Annotated in this window: 15 protein-coding genes; 5 read left to right on the top strand and 10 right to left on the bottom strand. The window is 63.3% G+C overall.

All coding sequences use genetic code 11. From position 1 onward, the window contains the following. Positions 1–19: 19 nt before the first annotated feature. The 3 genes from ASC97_RS03025 to ASC97_RS03015 all read right to left on the bottom strand — a co-directional run bounded on the left by ASC97_RS03025 (position 20) and on the right by ASC97_RS03015 (position 2,197). Positions 20–1,462, bottom strand: a complete 1,443-nt coding sequence (locus ASC97_RS03025) for a DHA2 family efflux MFS transporter permease subunit (RefSeq protein ID WP_057466846.1) — start codon at positions 1,460–1,462, stop codon at positions 20–22. A gap of 160 nt (positions 1,463–1,622) precedes the next feature. Then, entirely contained in the window at positions 1,623–1,754 is a 132-nt protein-coding gene (locus ASC97_RS35890) for a hypothetical protein (RefSeq protein ID WP_274534136.1), read from the bottom strand. 185 nt (positions 1,755–1,939) lie between these two features. Continuing rightward, entirely contained in the window at positions 1,940–2,197 is a 258-nt protein-coding gene (locus ASC97_RS03015) for a ribbon-helix-helix domain-containing protein (protein ID WP_057466845.1), read from the bottom strand. A gap of 94 nt (positions 2,198–2,291) precedes the next feature. Here ASC97_RS03015 and ASC97_RS03010 point away from each other — a divergent pair, with 94 nt between their 5' ends. The 3 genes from ASC97_RS03010 to ASC97_RS03000 all read left to right on the top strand — a co-directional run bounded on the left by ASC97_RS03010 (position 2,292) and on the right by ASC97_RS03000 (position 7,144). Further along, positions 2,292–3,797 carry a protein adenylyltransferase SelO gene (locus ASC97_RS03010; RefSeq protein WP_057466844.1) on the top strand — a complete coding sequence of 502 codons (1,506 nt, stop codon included), beginning with the start codon at positions 2,292–2,294 and terminating at the stop codon, positions 3,795–3,797. Between the two features lie 427 nt (positions 3,798–4,224). After that, positions 4,225–6,561, top strand: a complete 2,337-nt coding sequence (locus ASC97_RS03005; protein ID WP_057466843.1) for a glucose/quinate/shikimate family membrane-bound PQQ-dependent dehydrogenase — start codon at positions 4,225–4,227, stop codon at positions 6,559–6,561. 130 nt (positions 6,562–6,691) lie between these two features. Further along, on the top strand, positions 6,692–7,144 hold the full coding sequence (locus tag ASC97_RS03000; RefSeq protein ID WP_057466842.1) for a hypothetical protein: 453 nt from the start codon (positions 6,692–6,694) through the stop codon (positions 7,142–7,144). 229 nt (positions 7,145–7,373) lie between these two features. Here the strand turns inward: ASC97_RS03000 and ASC97_RS02995 are convergent, their stop codons facing one another. The 4 genes from ASC97_RS02995 to dmeR all read right to left on the bottom strand — a co-directional run bounded on the left by ASC97_RS02995 (position 7,374) and on the right by dmeR (position 9,891). Next, positions 7,374–7,589 (bottom strand): hypothetical protein, encoded by a 216-nt coding sequence (locus tag ASC97_RS02995; protein WP_057466841.1) that lies wholly within the window; start codon positions 7,587–7,589, stop codon positions 7,374–7,376. A 63-nt stretch (positions 7,590–7,652) separates the two neighbouring features. Further along, positions 7,653–8,540 (bottom strand): class A beta-lactamase, encoded by an 888-nt coding sequence (gene bla / locus ASC97_RS02990; protein WP_057466840.1) that lies wholly within the window; start codon positions 8,538–8,540, stop codon positions 7,653–7,655. A gap of 67 nt (positions 8,541–8,607) precedes the next feature. Then, complete coding sequence (gene dmeF, locus ASC97_RS02985) at positions 8,608–9,594, bottom strand: CDF family Co(II)/Ni(II) efflux transporter DmeF (RefSeq protein ID WP_057466839.1); 987 nt, start codon at positions 9,592–9,594, stop codon at positions 8,608–8,610. A 24-nt stretch (positions 9,595–9,618) separates the two neighbouring features. Next, positions 9,619–9,891, bottom strand: coding sequence for a Ni(II)/Co(II)-sensing transcriptional repressor DmeR (dmeR, locus tag ASC97_RS02980; protein ID WP_057466838.1), 273 nt, complete (start codon positions 9,889–9,891; stop codon positions 9,619–9,621). A 273-nt stretch (positions 9,892–10,164) separates the two neighbouring features. On the opposite strand from dmeR, the gene ASC97_RS02975 reads away from it, so the two are divergent. Together ASC97_RS02975 and ASC97_RS02970 are read left to right on the top strand one after the other, a co-directional pair. Continuing rightward, complete coding sequence (locus ASC97_RS02975) at positions 10,165–10,659, top strand: GNAT family N-acetyltransferase (protein WP_057466837.1); 495 nt, start codon at positions 10,165–10,167, stop codon at positions 10,657–10,659. A 40-nt stretch (positions 10,660–10,699) separates the two neighbouring features. Beyond that, positions 10,700–11,278 (top strand): type 1 glutamine amidotransferase family protein, encoded by a 579-nt coding sequence (locus tag ASC97_RS02970; RefSeq protein ID WP_057466836.1) that lies wholly within the window; start codon positions 10,700–10,702, stop codon positions 11,276–11,278. A gap of 10 nt (positions 11,279–11,288) precedes the next feature. Here the strand turns inward: ASC97_RS02970 and ASC97_RS02965 are convergent, their stop codons facing one another. From ASC97_RS02965 to ASC97_RS02955, 3 genes are all read right to left on the bottom strand, one after another. Continuing rightward, on the bottom strand, positions 11,289–12,254 hold the full coding sequence (locus ASC97_RS02965) for a hypothetical protein (RefSeq protein ID WP_057466999.1): 966 nt from the start codon (positions 12,252–12,254) through the stop codon (positions 11,289–11,291). 125 nt (positions 12,255–12,379) lie between these two features. Further along, positions 12,380–13,294 carry a c-type cytochrome gene (locus tag ASC97_RS02960; RefSeq protein WP_057466835.1) on the bottom strand — a complete coding sequence of 305 codons (915 nt, stop codon included), beginning with the start codon at positions 13,292–13,294 and terminating at the stop codon, positions 12,380–12,382. Positions 13,295–13,390: 96 nt separating this feature from the next. Then, complete coding sequence (locus ASC97_RS02955) at positions 13,391–13,843, bottom strand: c-type cytochrome (protein WP_057466834.1); 453 nt, start codon at positions 13,841–13,843, stop codon at positions 13,391–13,393. Positions 13,844–13,895: the final 52 nt, after the last annotated feature.

Here is a 13,895-nt window from a genome sequence, read left to right as displayed (position 1 = left end):
CCGAAAGAAAACCAATGCCTCAGTGCCCGTCGTGCGCAGCGGCCGCATGACCGCTGATGTCGGAGCCGGCGTTGCGCGAGAAGCGCAGGTTCCAGAAGGTCGCGGTGATGGAGATCGCAGTGACGAAGAGGAAGGCGTCCGAAAAATCATGGAGTTGCGGCGTTTCGCTGTCGTTGAACGACATCGAAGCATGCAGCGCAAGCGCACCGACGCAGATGCCGAGGGACAGCATCAGCTGCTGGAACGTCGTGTAGAAGCTGGTCGCCGAACTCATGCGGTCGCGGTCGATCTCGTCATACGCAACCGTGTTGTAGGCCGTGAACTGGAACGACATGAAGAAGCCGCACATGACCAGGATCGCGAAGATCAGCGTCAGCGGCCAGTCGGGACGGAAGGCGGCGCAGAGCGCATAGCCGAATGTGGCGATCACGCCGTTGGCAATCAGGGCATTGCGGAAGCCGAAGCGGCGCAGCACGCGCGGGGCAAAGGCCTTCATTGCCATGGAGCCGATCGCAGCCGCGGTGACCAGCTGGCCTGCCTTGGCCGCCGACAGCCCGAAGCCGAGCTGGAAGTACAACGGCAGCAAAAACGGCTGCGCACCCTGCGTGATGCGGGTCAGGGAGCCGGCGATGACCGACGTGCCGAAGCTTGGCACCTTCATCAGCGAGAAGTCCATGATCGGCGACGGGTGGCGCCGCGCGTGGCGCAGGTAGGCGAGGCCGAAGAGCAGGCCGACAGCAATGAGGAAGAGCGAGAAGGCGCCCTCTCCCGGGCGGCTCGACGTTTCGAAGCCGAAGAGAAGCGAGCCAAGCGCAATACCGGACAGAACGAAGCCGATCGCATCGAAGGGAACCCTCGCCTTTCCCTTGAAATCCCCGATGAAGATCGAAACCAGCGTAAAGCCGATGATGCCGATCGGCACGTTGATGTAGAAGATCCATCGCCAGTCGAGATAGGTGACGATCAGCCCGCCGACCGGCGGACCCATGATGGGGCCGATCAGCGCCGGCACCAGCAGCCACGACATGGCGTTGACCATGTCCTTGCGGTCGACACTGCGCAGCAGAACGAGACGGCCGACCGGCAGCATCATCGCGCCACCCAGCCCCTGCAGCAGTCGGGCCAGCACCAGACAGAAGAGATTGGGAGACAGGGCGCAGAAGACCGAGCCGGCGATGAAGACGGCGATCGCCGAGCGGAAGACGGTGCGGGACCCGAAACGATCGGCAATCAGGCCGCTCGCCGGAATGAAGATCGCAAGGCTGAGCAGGTAGGAGGTGAGCGCGATGCTCATCGAGGGCGCGCTGACCCCGAAATCGCGCGCCATGGTGGGGAGTGCCGTCGCAAGCACCGTCGCGTCGAGCTGCTCCATGAACATGGCGCTCGCAACGATCATCGCAATCACGCGGAAATTGGGCTGGCGGCGCTCGACGGCACCTGCCTGATAGATCTGATCCGACATCGTCAGGGATCACTCGCAATGGCGCGGCCGGCGCGGAAGCCATGGCCGCGATTATGGTATGGCGTGATGCCAAAGGGGGATTACGCCTTTGTATACGCCCGCAAATGTGGCGGCGTTATGCTTTTATGGCAGGTCTGGTGTGAGCTGAGAGTATGGGTGGTCAGTCGCTGTGGAGCAACAATGTTTCGTAGTCGCGCCCGCCGGCGATGAGGTTGGTGATTTCGACGCGTCCCTCCACCACGACATAGAGAACGACGACGCTCCGCTCGAATGCAATCATCCGGATGTTCATCCCGAATTCCGGTCTAGGTGCTCCTCCTAGGGGAGCCTCGCCGATTTTCTCGCAGCGTCGGCGCACCCGCCTGGTTTAGCGGAAGGCGGTTTCACGACTTCCGCTTCTGTCGCGCACATAGTCAAATATAGACCGAAGATCGGCTTTGGCGGTCTCACGTAAGAGAACGCGATAGCGCTTCATGGCTACTGCTGCTCGCTGCGCAAGGACTCAAGCCACTCGTCAATTTCCTCACCCGTCAAGCTCGGTCGCGGATCGTCGAGCGAGGCCTGCACACGGGCACGGATCGCGGCGATGCGCTCCTTGTGTTCCTCCTCGCGGCGCATCCAGACGCGCATGGCTTCGCGCAGCACTTCGCTGGTCGATGCAAAGGTGCCGGCCTCGACTTCGGCCTTGATCACATTGACCATTTCGGTCGGCAGGGTGATGCTCAGCTTTTCCATCGGACGTCCTCGCTTTCGCAACAATGGGAGTAGGATAAAATCCTACCACGCCGGCCCGCTTGCAGCAATCGGCACCGGGCACTACCTATGGACCATGACCCAAGCCCTGCAGGATACCGCGCGCACCTCTGCGCATTTTGCCTTCGACAACAGCTATGCGCGGCTGCCGCAGCACTTTTTTGCACGGCAAACACCGTCGCAGGCGTCCGAGCCGTGGCTGATCAAGCTGAACGAGCCGCTTGCCGCCGAGCTCGGCCTCGATATCGAAGCGCTGAAACGCGACGGCGCAGCGATCTTTTCCGGCAACCTCGTTCCGGAAGGTGCCGATCCGCTGGCGATGGCCTATGCGGGGCATCAGTTCGGCGGCTTCGTGCCGCAGCTCGGCGACGGACGGGCGATCCTGCTCGGCGAGGTGATCGACCGAGACGGCCAGCGCCGCGACATCCAGCTCAAGGGCGCCGGACAGACGCCGTTTTCCCGCAATGGCGACGGTCGCGCGGCGCTCGGGCCGGTTCTTCGGGAGTATATCGTCAGCGAGGCCATGCATGCGCTCGGCGTGCCGGCGACACGGGCGCTGGCCGCCGTTTCCACGGGCCAGCCTGTCTATCGCGAGGACGTGCTGCCCGGTGCCGTGTTCACGCGCGTTGCCGCAAGCCATATCCGCGTCGGCACATTCCAGTTCTTTGCCGCGCGCGACGATGCCGACGGTGTCAAGGCGCTCGCGGACTATGTCATCGACCGGCACTATCCTGACCTGAAAGAGGCGGCGAACCCCTATCTCGGCCTGTTCGAGGCGGTCTGCGACAGGCAGGCGGCGCTGATCGCCAGATGGCTGCACGTCGGCTTCATCCATGGCGTCATGAACACCGACAACATGACGATATCGGGCGAGACGATCGATTTCGGCCCCTGCGCCTTCATGGACACATACGATCCGGCGACGGTCTTTTCCTCGATAGACCAGCGCGGCCGCTATGCCTACGCCAACCAGCCGGGCATCGGGCAATGGAACCTCGCGCGGCTCGGCGAAACACTGCTGCCGCTGTTGGGCGACGATGCCGAGACAGCGCTCGAGGCTGCCAATACGGTGCTCAAGGATTACGGCGAGCGCTTCCAGATCCACTGGCTGCGCGGCATGCGGGAGAAAATCGGGCTGTCGTCCGTCGAGGACGGCGATCTCGATCTCGTCCAGTCGCTGCTGGCGCTGATGCAGGCGCAGCAGGCCGACTTCACACTGACCTTCCGACGCCTCTCCCACCTTGCTGCCGACGGCAGCGCCGAACCGGCTTTTCTGGGTACTTTCCGGGAGCCGGCTGCGGCGAGCGAATGGCTTGTGCGCTGGCGCGAACGGCTGTCGCTCGAGATGCCGTCCGCGGCAGAACGCGCCGCCGCCATGCTGGCCGTCAATCCGGCTTTCATCCCGCGCAACCACCGGATCGAACAGGTCATCGCGGCGGCGGTCGAGGATGCCGATTTCTCGCTCTTCGAAGCCCTGCTGACCGTTCTTTCCAGACCCTACGAAGAACAGCCGGCCTTTGCCGCCTACATGGAACCACCGAAGCCCGAAGAGCGCGTGCTGCAGACATTCTGCGGCACCTGAGGCGCCAAATCCAAGTTCCCTCATCCTGTGCTCGTCACAGGAATCCAGTCGATGCGCGTCTGCGCGGCGGGGAAATCTGCCGAGACGGCGTGGTCTCACGCGTCATGGACATGGCGCTGCTGGATCCCTGTGACGAGCACAGGATGAGGGAGTTCGCGTGGGGGGTCTTCTCCGGACTTGCGGCGGAGCAGCGCGATCGCGCGGGCAGGCCGGCCTGCTACAAACCACGCGGACACCGACTAGGGCCGTCCCGCCCTGCGGCAAATGTGGCGGTTGAAAGGCAGGAAACCTGCTCTATGTGGTTGAGAATGCTGGCGACAGCAACTGTTTGCCGTGTTTCGCGAGCTTTCACAATTCCTTCCCGAGTCCTCGGGAGCCTGCACGCGATCAGGTGTCCGAGTGCAGTTTTCAGCGGGAGAAATCCATAATGGCTGTTGTCATTACCTCGGTCGTTTTCATGCTCATCGGATTGGCGCTATGCGGCGGCGGGCTTTGGCTCGTGATGCTCGGCGGCAGCTTCTTCTATCTGTTCGCGGGCGCGATGTTCCTGCTGACGGCCGTCCTGCTGCTATTGCGAAAAGCCTCGGCCCTATGGGTCTACGCCGTGCTGGTTGTCGCCGCGCTTGGCTGGGCGATCTGGGAGGTCGAGTTCGACTGGTGGCAACTCGGGCCACGCGGCGGGCTGATCATTCTCCTCGGCCTGTGGATGCTGACACCCTGGATCCGCCGGCCTCTCGGCTTCCGGAGCCCGACCGGCACCGCCTACGGTGCAAACCCGTGGCCGCTTGCCATCCCGGTCCTGATCGCGATCGCGGTCGCCGGCTACTCCATGACAACCACCCAGCACGACCAGACCGGCAGCCTGCCGACCGAAATCACCGGCACGCCCACGTTCGGGGGAACGGTGACCGACGGCGAATGGCATCAATACGGCCGTACGCCCTTCGGCCAGCGCTATTCGCCGCTCGAACAGATCAACGTCAGCAACGTCAAGGACCTGAAGGAGGCATGGCGCTACCAGACCGGCGATGTGAAGAGGCCTGACGACGTCGGCGAGACCACCTACCAGGTCACCCCGCTGAAGATCGGCGATACGCTCTACCTCTGCACGCCGCACAACTGGGCGATTGCGCTCGACGCCACGAGCGGCAAGGAAAAATGGAAATACGATGCCAACTCCGGCATGAATCCGGATCGGCAGCACCAGACCTGCCGAGGCGTGACCTATTACCACGACACGGCGGCGGCGGGCGGGGCGCCTTGCGTCGACCGCATCTACCTCCCCACATCGGATGCCCGCCTGATCGCTCTCGACGCTCTGGACGGGAAGGTCTGCACGAGCTTTGCCGACCAGGGCGTGCTGCAGCTCGAAAAGGGCATGAAATACAATCCGGCCGGCTACTACTATTCGACCTCGCCGCCGGTCGCGGTGGCCGGCAAGCTGATCGTCGGCGGCGCCGTCAACGACAACTACTCGACGCAGGAACAGTCCGGCGTGATCCGCGCCTTCGACATCAATACGGGCGAGCTGATCTGGAACTGGGATTCGGGCAATCCCGATATCACCACACCGCTCCCCGAGGGCCAGACCTATACGACGAACTCGCCGAACAGCTGGTCCGTCCTCAGCGTCGATGACGGGCTCGGCATGGTCTACGTGCCGCTCGGCAACCAGGTGCCCGACCAACTCGGGATGGGCCGCAGCGAAAATGTCGAGACGTTCTCGTCGTCGATCGTCGCGCTCGACATCAACACCGGGCAGCTGAAATGGGTGCAGCAGTTCGTGCATCACGACCTCTGGGACATGGACGTCCCGGCCCAGCCGGTGCTGTTCGACATGAAGAAGGCAGACGGCACGGTCGTTCCCGCACTCGTCGGCGCCACCAAGCAGGGCGACGTCTACGTGCTCGACCGCCGCACCGGCCAGGCAATCATTCCCTTCAAGGAAATCCCCGCCCCCGGCGGTGCAATCCCCGAGGATCATACGTCGCCGACCCAGCCGATCTCCGACCTGACCTTCTCCCCGCCGCCGCTGCAGGAAAAGGACATGTGGGGCGTGTCGCTGTTCGACCAGCTCGCCTGCCGCATCCAGTTCCATCGCTACAAATACGAGGGCCGCTATACCCCGCCGTCGCTCGGCGGCTCTATCATCTATCCCGGCAACTTCGGCACCTTCAACTGGGGCAGCGTCGCCGTCGATCCCGAGCGGCAGATCATGTTCGCCATGCCGACCTACCTGGCCTTTACCTCACGCCTCGTGCCGGCGGCCGACATCCCGCCGAAGGGGCAGGACGAGAAGGGCAGCGAACAGGGCCTGAACCGCAACGACGGTGCACCCTACGGCGTCTTCATGGGACCCTTCCTCGGGCCGCTGAACATTCCCTGCCAGGCACCGCCATGGGGCTATGTCGCCGGCGTCGATCTGCTCACCGGCAAGATCGCCTACAAGCTCAAGAACGGCACAGTGCGCGACATGACGCCCCTGCCCCTGCCTTTCAAGGTCGGCGTGCCCGGTATCGGCGGCCCGATGCTGACCAAAGGCGGCGTCGCATTCCTCGGTGCTGCGGTCGACAACTATCTGCGCGCCTACGATGTGACCAACGGCAACCAGCTCTGGCAGGCGCGACTGCCGGCCGGCGGCCAGGCGACGCCGATGACCTACACGACGAGCGACAAGAAGCAGTATGTGGTGATGGTCGCGGGAGGGCATGGCTCGATCGGCACCAAGCCGGGCGACTATGTGATCGCCTACGCCCTGCCCTGAACACCTTTGCGGAAACGACAGAATGGCCGCCGACGCGCGGCCATTCTGTCGACCTGTTTCACCGCCGGGCACAAGGTTGGCACAGGCTCGCGGCGCAATTCTCCCGCGCATTGTCCAGGGAGATATTTCCATGAAGATCGGTGACAGCATTTCCAGCGCATACGGACTCACCGGCGTGTTCGGCCAGTCCGGCCAGCGAAACAGGCAACAGGCTCTCGACGGTCAAAGCGGCGTCCGTCAAAGCGGCGCAGCACTTGAGCCCAGCACGACCCCGCCCTCCATCTCGGGTACCATGTGGGCCCTGCAAAGCAGCAGCCTGTCGGTCAACGGCGGCGACGACAGTGCCAAGGCACGGTACAATGCCATAGTCAGCGAGTTCACTGACCTTGCAAACATGACGCCTGCGGAGCGCATCCGCGCCCAGATACTGGAGCGGCTGGGCCTGACCGAAGACGACCTGAAGGGCATGGCCAAAGAAGAACGCCAGGCGATCGAAAAGCAGATCGCCGACGAGATCAAGAAGCAGCTGACCGGGGTCGACGACAAGGGCGCCGACGACGAAGCAGGCGTCATTACGGCCTGAACGACTTCAGAGATTGATTCATCTCGATGCGGCGGAGATTCACGTTTCCGCCGTATGCCGTTGAATGTGAACGTTTATATTCCAGTTTAGCGACCCTCATTTCTGTGCTTGTCACAGAAATCCAGCCACGGCGCGTCCGCGCCTTGAGAAAGGTCTCTTGCGTTCACAGACGAACACTGCATTCCCGCCACAAGGGCGAGAATGAGGGGCGAGAATGGTCCGCCGCTGTTCAATCCTCGTAGAGACTGTCGATAAACGCCCTCTCGGCAGCGTCACTCCAGGTTTGGCAGCCGCGCCCACGGAGTGCCCGGCCAAAAGCAAGGGCCCGCGGTACTGCCGATCCCGCGCTCTGCTCGAGTTCTGGCGGGCGATTTTCGATTGCCGCTTCGGGCTTGTCTCGCGCCGTCGGCTTTTTGCCGCCGTGGTCATTCCGGTAGAGCGGCATTTCACATCCCCTAGATGCCGTTGCAATAGTCGAGCGGGAACTCGTTCGCCAATGCTCCCCGCTTTACACCATTTCCGTGACGATCCGGCCGACTTCGGCGAAGATCGGGTTGATCTCGGAAACAGGCACCTGCGCTTCGGCGACATAGGTCGTGATCAGCACCGGACCGTGCCCGGGGGGCCAGGCGATGGCGATGTCGGCGGCCGTTCCGTTGTTGCCGGTACCGGTCTTGTCGCCGATTTTCCAGCTGTCCGGAAGACCGGCGCGCAGGCGCGCAGCGCCTGTGGTGTTTGCGACCATCCATTCGACCAGGGTATTCTGCGAGGGTTCCGAGAGCACCGAGCCGAGCGCAAGATTGCCGAGCGTGTCGAGCATGGCATCGGGCGTCGTCGTATCGCGCCGATCGTCTTTCTTCGCCTCGTTGAGATCGGTCTCCCAGCGGTCGAGCCGGGTGGAACCGTCGCCGAGCGTGCGCAGCCAGTTCGTCAGCTCCTTCGGGCCGCCGACGCTCTCCAGCAGCAGATTGCCGGCGGTGTTGTCGCTGAGCGTGATGGCAGCCTTGCAGAGCTCGCCGACGCTCATGCCTTCGCCGCCGACATGCTGTTCGGTTTCCGGCGAATAGGTCACCAGCTTGTCCTTGTCGTAGACGATGCGGCGCTCGAGGTTCTCCTGGCCCTTGTCGACGCGCGAGAGCACCATGCCTGCGGCCAGGACCTTGAATGTGCTGCACATGGGAAAGCTCTCGGTCTCGCGATAGCCGAACGAGACGTTGGTCTGGGTATCGATCGCCGAAACACCGATACGGCCGCCGATCCGCTTTTCCAGTTCGCCGATGCGACGGTCGATCTCGTCGTCGCTTTCGGCGGCGCGCGCGGCGCCCGACAGGAACAACGCAGGATAAAGCAATGCGGAACCAAGGAGCGTCCGACGACGGATCGAAAAGCGATGCATGAAAAGCCCTCTGCCAGAATCAACGGAGACAGAGCTAGAGGGAGATTGTGGCTCGCTTGCGTCGCATTCAGCCCGCGGCTTTGGTTACCTCGACCGTCACGTGCGAGAGGCGTGCCAGCGCCGAGAGCTTGCTCTTGTAGAACGACGGGCCGTGCGGTTCGCTGGTGGCAACGGCCACGATTGCCGCGTGGTGACCGGGGCCGACCTGCCAGACGTGCAGGTCGGTGATACGCGCGCGGTCGGTCTCGATCGCCGCGCGGATCTCGCCCGGAAGATCGCCGCTGTCGGGCACCGTGTCGAGGAGGACGGCGCCGGCCGACCTCATCAGGCTCCAGGACCATTGGGCGATGATGAGACCACCGACAATTCCCATCAGCGGATCGAGCCACAGCCAGCCGTAGAGGCTACCGAGTACCAGGGCCGCGATTGCCAGCACCGACGTCAGCGCGTCGGCGACGACGTGCACATAGGCCGCGCGCATGTTGTTGTCCGGGGCGTGATGGGCGTGGTGACCTGCGTGATTGTGAGACTGATCGTCACCTTGGCCGTGGCTGTGGTCATGCCCGTGCTCATGCCGATGTCGGTGGCCATGGCCATGGTGCTCGCTCTTCAGCAGCCATGCGCTCGCAAGGTTGACCAGCAGCCCGGCGACGGCGACGCCGATTGCCTGCGAAAAGCCGATCTGCACCGGGTGGGCAAGGCGCAGCACGCTCTCCCAGGCCATCAGCAGTGCAATCAACGCCAGGACGATGGCGCTTGCGAACCCGGCCAGATCGCCGAGCTTGCCGGTTCCGAAGGTGAAGCGCGGGTTGTGCGCCTGTCGGCGGGCATAGACGTAGGCGACTGCCGATATCAGCATGGCGCTCGCATGCGTCGACATGTGCCAGCCGTCGGCGACGAGCGCCATGGAGCCGTAGTAGGTGCCCGCCACGATTTCCGCCACCATCATCGCGCCGGTCAGCGCAATCACCAGCCATACACGACGCGCATGGCGATCGTGATCGGCCCCGAGGAACACGTGGTCGTGTTCCAGTCTTTCGGTCTGCGCGCTCATGGCACACTCCTTCTCAGCAACGCCTCAGCGGATGTAGGTTCGCAGCACTTCCGAGATTTCCTCGACAGCTTCGCTGCGAGCGTTCTCGTCGGCCGCGTGGAGGACGTGCTCATGCAGATGATCGTCCAGCACCTCGCCCGTCAGGCCGTTCAGCGCGCCCCGGATCGAGGCCAGCAGCTGCAGGACTTCGCCGCAGGGGCGCCCTGTATCCAGCGCCCGCTCGACCGCCTCCATCTGACCCTTCAGGCGATTGACCCGCGCGATCAGCTTCTTCTTATGGTGGGTGGTATGCGACATCGATCTCTCTCAATTAGTATAGGGGGGTATAGTATTTTTATATCAGGATGGAAAGTGGCCTTCCGGAAGGCCGGAGCAAGCCGCTTGACAAGTGTTCGATTTGCGACGAAGTATTCGCTCATGATCAAGCACGCGCCCATCACCAGCACGTATTTTTGGCTGTACCTCTAGAGGGCGGCTGGACAGATCATATTGTCAACAAGCCGCCGTCAGGCGGCTTTGTTGTATCGGCAGCGTCCTGACAGCGGAATACCAGATAAGGACGCCAAGACCGTGATTGAAATCGACGACACCGAAGTCTCATTGATCCGCCCGCCTGTCATCAACATCCGCGCCGCCAAGCCGCGCGACCTGCCGGAACTCAACGAGATGATTGCGCTGCTGGCCAGGCACCACGGCGACGCGGCAGCCTCCACGCCGGAGCAGCTGGAGCGCGACCTGTTCGGTTCCCTGCCCTGGATATCGGCACTTGTCGCCGAGACGGACGAAGGCCTGATCGGCTACGCCATCCTGGTACCGCTCTACAGGGCGCAGGACGGCGCGCGCGGCATGGACCTGCATCACCTTTTCGTCCGCGACGGCCATCGCGGCCACGGCGTCGGGCAGCATCTCGTCAGCCGGGCGCGCGATACCGCCCGCAACGCAGGCTGCGGCTACCTGTCGGTGAGCGCCGCCACGGGTAACGTCCAGGCGCACCGTTTCTACGAGAACATGGACTTCGTCCCTCGTCCGGTCACCGGCATGCGCTATATGCAGGCTTTGGCGTAAGAGCTCGCCTGACGTTCACATTTCGGCCAGGGAGAGAACAATGACGCGACTTGCTATCGTGCTCACGGAAGGATTCGCCGATTGGGAGGTGGCGCCGCTGACGGCATCGGCGCGCACCTATTTCAACTTCGACGTGGTGACGGCAACGCCGGAAGGCGCGGAGGTGCGTTCGATGGGCGGCCTGCGCGTTTCGCCGGATACGGCGCTGGAACACCTGCACGCGCACGCGTTCGACGCGCTCATCCTCTGCGGCGGCACCATCTGGGAAACGGAAAAGGCGCCGGATCTCGCGCCTGTCGTCGAAGACTTTCTTGCGCACGGCAAGATTGTCGGCGCAATCTGCGGCGCGACGCTGGCGCTTGCCAGGGCAGGAGCGCTGAACAAGGCGGCGCACACCAGCAATGCAGCCGATTTCATCGCCGGGGTGCCGGGCTATTCCGGCAAGGCGCACTACAAGGAAGGCCCCTATGCGGTGCGCGGCGGCAAGATCATTACCGCGGCCGGATCGGCACCGGTGACATTCGCTGCCGAGGTCTACCGGGCTCTGGGGCTCGGGGGCGACGAACTCGATCAATACGTGCTGATGTTCGGCGCGGAACACCAGCCGAAGGCCGCCTGATCGCGGCGTATCAGCCCAGCACCGGCTCCGCGTGGAAGCGACGACGGGACGGCTTGGAGACGCCGAAGCCGACTTCCATCATCAGGCGCGGCTTTTGCGTTGCGACGGTTCCCATGTGAAAGCCGAACGGGTCTTCGACAAATCCGGTGCCTGCCCTGCCGGTCAGCGTCAGGGGACTGTCCTTGCCATAGAATTCGTGAATCTCAGCGGCGGGATGGCCGACCAGCAGAGTCAGCTGATGCTTCATGCGCCGCTTGTTGTGGCTGCCCCTGACGTAGACATGCGGCCCGGTGCCGCTGTCGACATCGACCAGATAGAAGAAGAACTTCAGCATCCGCCAGTCGTCGAGATCAAAGTGATACTTGTCGAGCGATGCGAGGCTTCGGTCTGCCTCGCTCGCCCTGGTCGGAAAGCTCCACCAGGTGCGGGTGGTGATAAGGCGGGCCTGCGCACCCAGATATCTGCGCGCAATCTCCGACAGCAAGGGATCGCGCTGCACCGCCCGCACTGCCGGGCAGTCGAGCGCACGCTCGAAGTGATGCCCGCTCAAGATCGGCCGCCCGAGCCGCTCCTCGGTGGCGCGATGATCGGGAGCACGAAACTCGATCCCGCGGTCGAAGTTGCCGAAGCAGGGCGTGTCGCTGGCAAATGCGGCGATCTCCTCGGTGACCGGTGCCGGAAGGGCGAGAGAGGCAAACAGCCCTTCCCGCTTCAGTGCCTCGACGGCTGTCTCGACATCGACATCCGCAAAAATCGTCGGCAAACCTTCGATCGCACCGTTGCTTGGGCGTGCTGCGAGCCAGTGGGCCCGCCGTCCGGGCAGGGTCCGGGCCAGCAGGAACATCGGCAGCCAAGCGGGGTTTTCTCGGATATCCGCCATGTAGGTCGGTATGCGGACAGCCATGCGGCGGAGCTTTCCGCCCTTGCGGGCAACGGTTTCGATGTCGTTGGCTGGCGTCACTGGTGCGCTTTGCATGCACTGGCCTTTCGGAAGACGTTGTTCGGTCGTCATTCGGAAACGACCCGCAAAGGCCGTCAGGGCATTCAGTTCATTTTAGAACAATTGAATGTTGCAATGCGGCGATTTTGAGTTCGCTGGCCTCAGCGGCTCGGCACTGCCTTGAGATAGGCAGCGATCGCTTCCAGGTCAGGCTTGGGAAGGTGGGCGATATTCCGCTGGACCTCGGTCATCGAACCGCCGGCGGAATCGAAATCGGGCGTGAAGCCGGTTTCCAGATAGGTGGCAATGTCGCCTTCGCTCCATGTGCCCATCGATTTCGACCCCGGCGTTATGTTGGGTATCCGACCCTGGCCTTCCGGATTGGGCGCGCCGGCGAGCCACATATCGGCGGTGAAGCCGCCGAGCGCGCCGCGCGGCGTGTGACACTCGCCGCAATGGCCGGGTCCCTCGACCAGATACTGCCCGCGCTTCAGCTTGTCGTCGGCGTTGGCAAGCGCGACGCGCGGCTGGTCGTTGAAATAGAGAAACTTCCAGCCGCCGAGCGCAAGCCTGATATTGAACGGAAACGGCAACTCGTGCGGCGGCGCGACGTTGCCGCTCTTCGGCAGCGTCTTGAGATAGCCGAAGAGATCGTTGACGTCCTTGTCGGTCAGCCGGGCGTAGGAACCGTAGGGAAACGAGGGATAGAGGTGTCGGCCGTCCGGTGTCACGCCGCGTTTCATCGCGTTGCCGAACTGCGCAAGGGTCCATCCGCCGATGCCGGCCTTCTCGTCCGGCGAAATGTTGGGGACGTGGAATGTGCCGAAGGGGCTCTTCAGCGCGAGACCACCGGAAAGCGTGAGCCTGGCATCCGCCTGCGCGCCCGGCGCTGCGTGACAGCTGACGCAGCCGCCCGCCCAGAAGACCATCTCGCCGTTCCTGACGTCGGGGGTACCGAGGTTCGCCCAATGGCTTTCCGGAAGGGGATTGGGAGCGATTATGAAGTAGAATGCGGCTCCGCCGATCGCAACGACACCGATGACGCAGAGTAGAAACCGGATAAACCTGCGAACCATGCGCCGCTCTCCCATTGCCGACCCAATGCTCAACATAAAGCGATCCGCCGGGCCGGCAAGGCCGCGGCGGATCGCAGGCAAGAGCAAGGAGGACCGCTATTCCTTCTTTATGCGGTAGATCTGATGACAGCCGCCGCAGTTTGCGCCGAGCACCTTCAAACCGGCGCCGACTGCAGCCGCGTCGGCTGGAAGCTGTGCGACAAGCGTATCGGCATCGGTGCCGAGCTTTGCCGCGCGCGCCTTGAAGTCATCCATGTTTTCCCAGATTTTCGGGCTCGCCTCGGGGTCCTTGGCATTGGTGTCCGTGCCCGCCTTGAACTGATCGGGAAAGACCTTGGCGGTTTCCGAGATCGTCGTCAGCGCTGCCTTGACGGCGTCGGCATCGTACGGCTTTTCGCCCTTGGCGATGGCAGCGAGGACCCCGGCCGAGCCGCCGACCTTCTTCATCAATGCGACGCGTGCATCGTGGGTTCCCTCCGCGGCCGCAAAGACCGACGTCACCCCCATGCCGGCGACGAGAACTGCCGCGGCGATTACTTTCAGTCTCATGTCTCCACTCCTCTTCGATTACCGAGATATTCGAAGCCCGGCGCTTCGTTCC

Source organism: Rhizobium sp. Root1203 (genome assembly GCF_001424945.1).
Lineage (GTDB): Bacteria > Pseudomonadota > Alphaproteobacteria > Rhizobiales > Rhizobiaceae > Rhizobium.
Note: the sequence above shows the minus strand (reverse complement) of the source record. Positions and strands in the feature narration are given on the sequence as shown.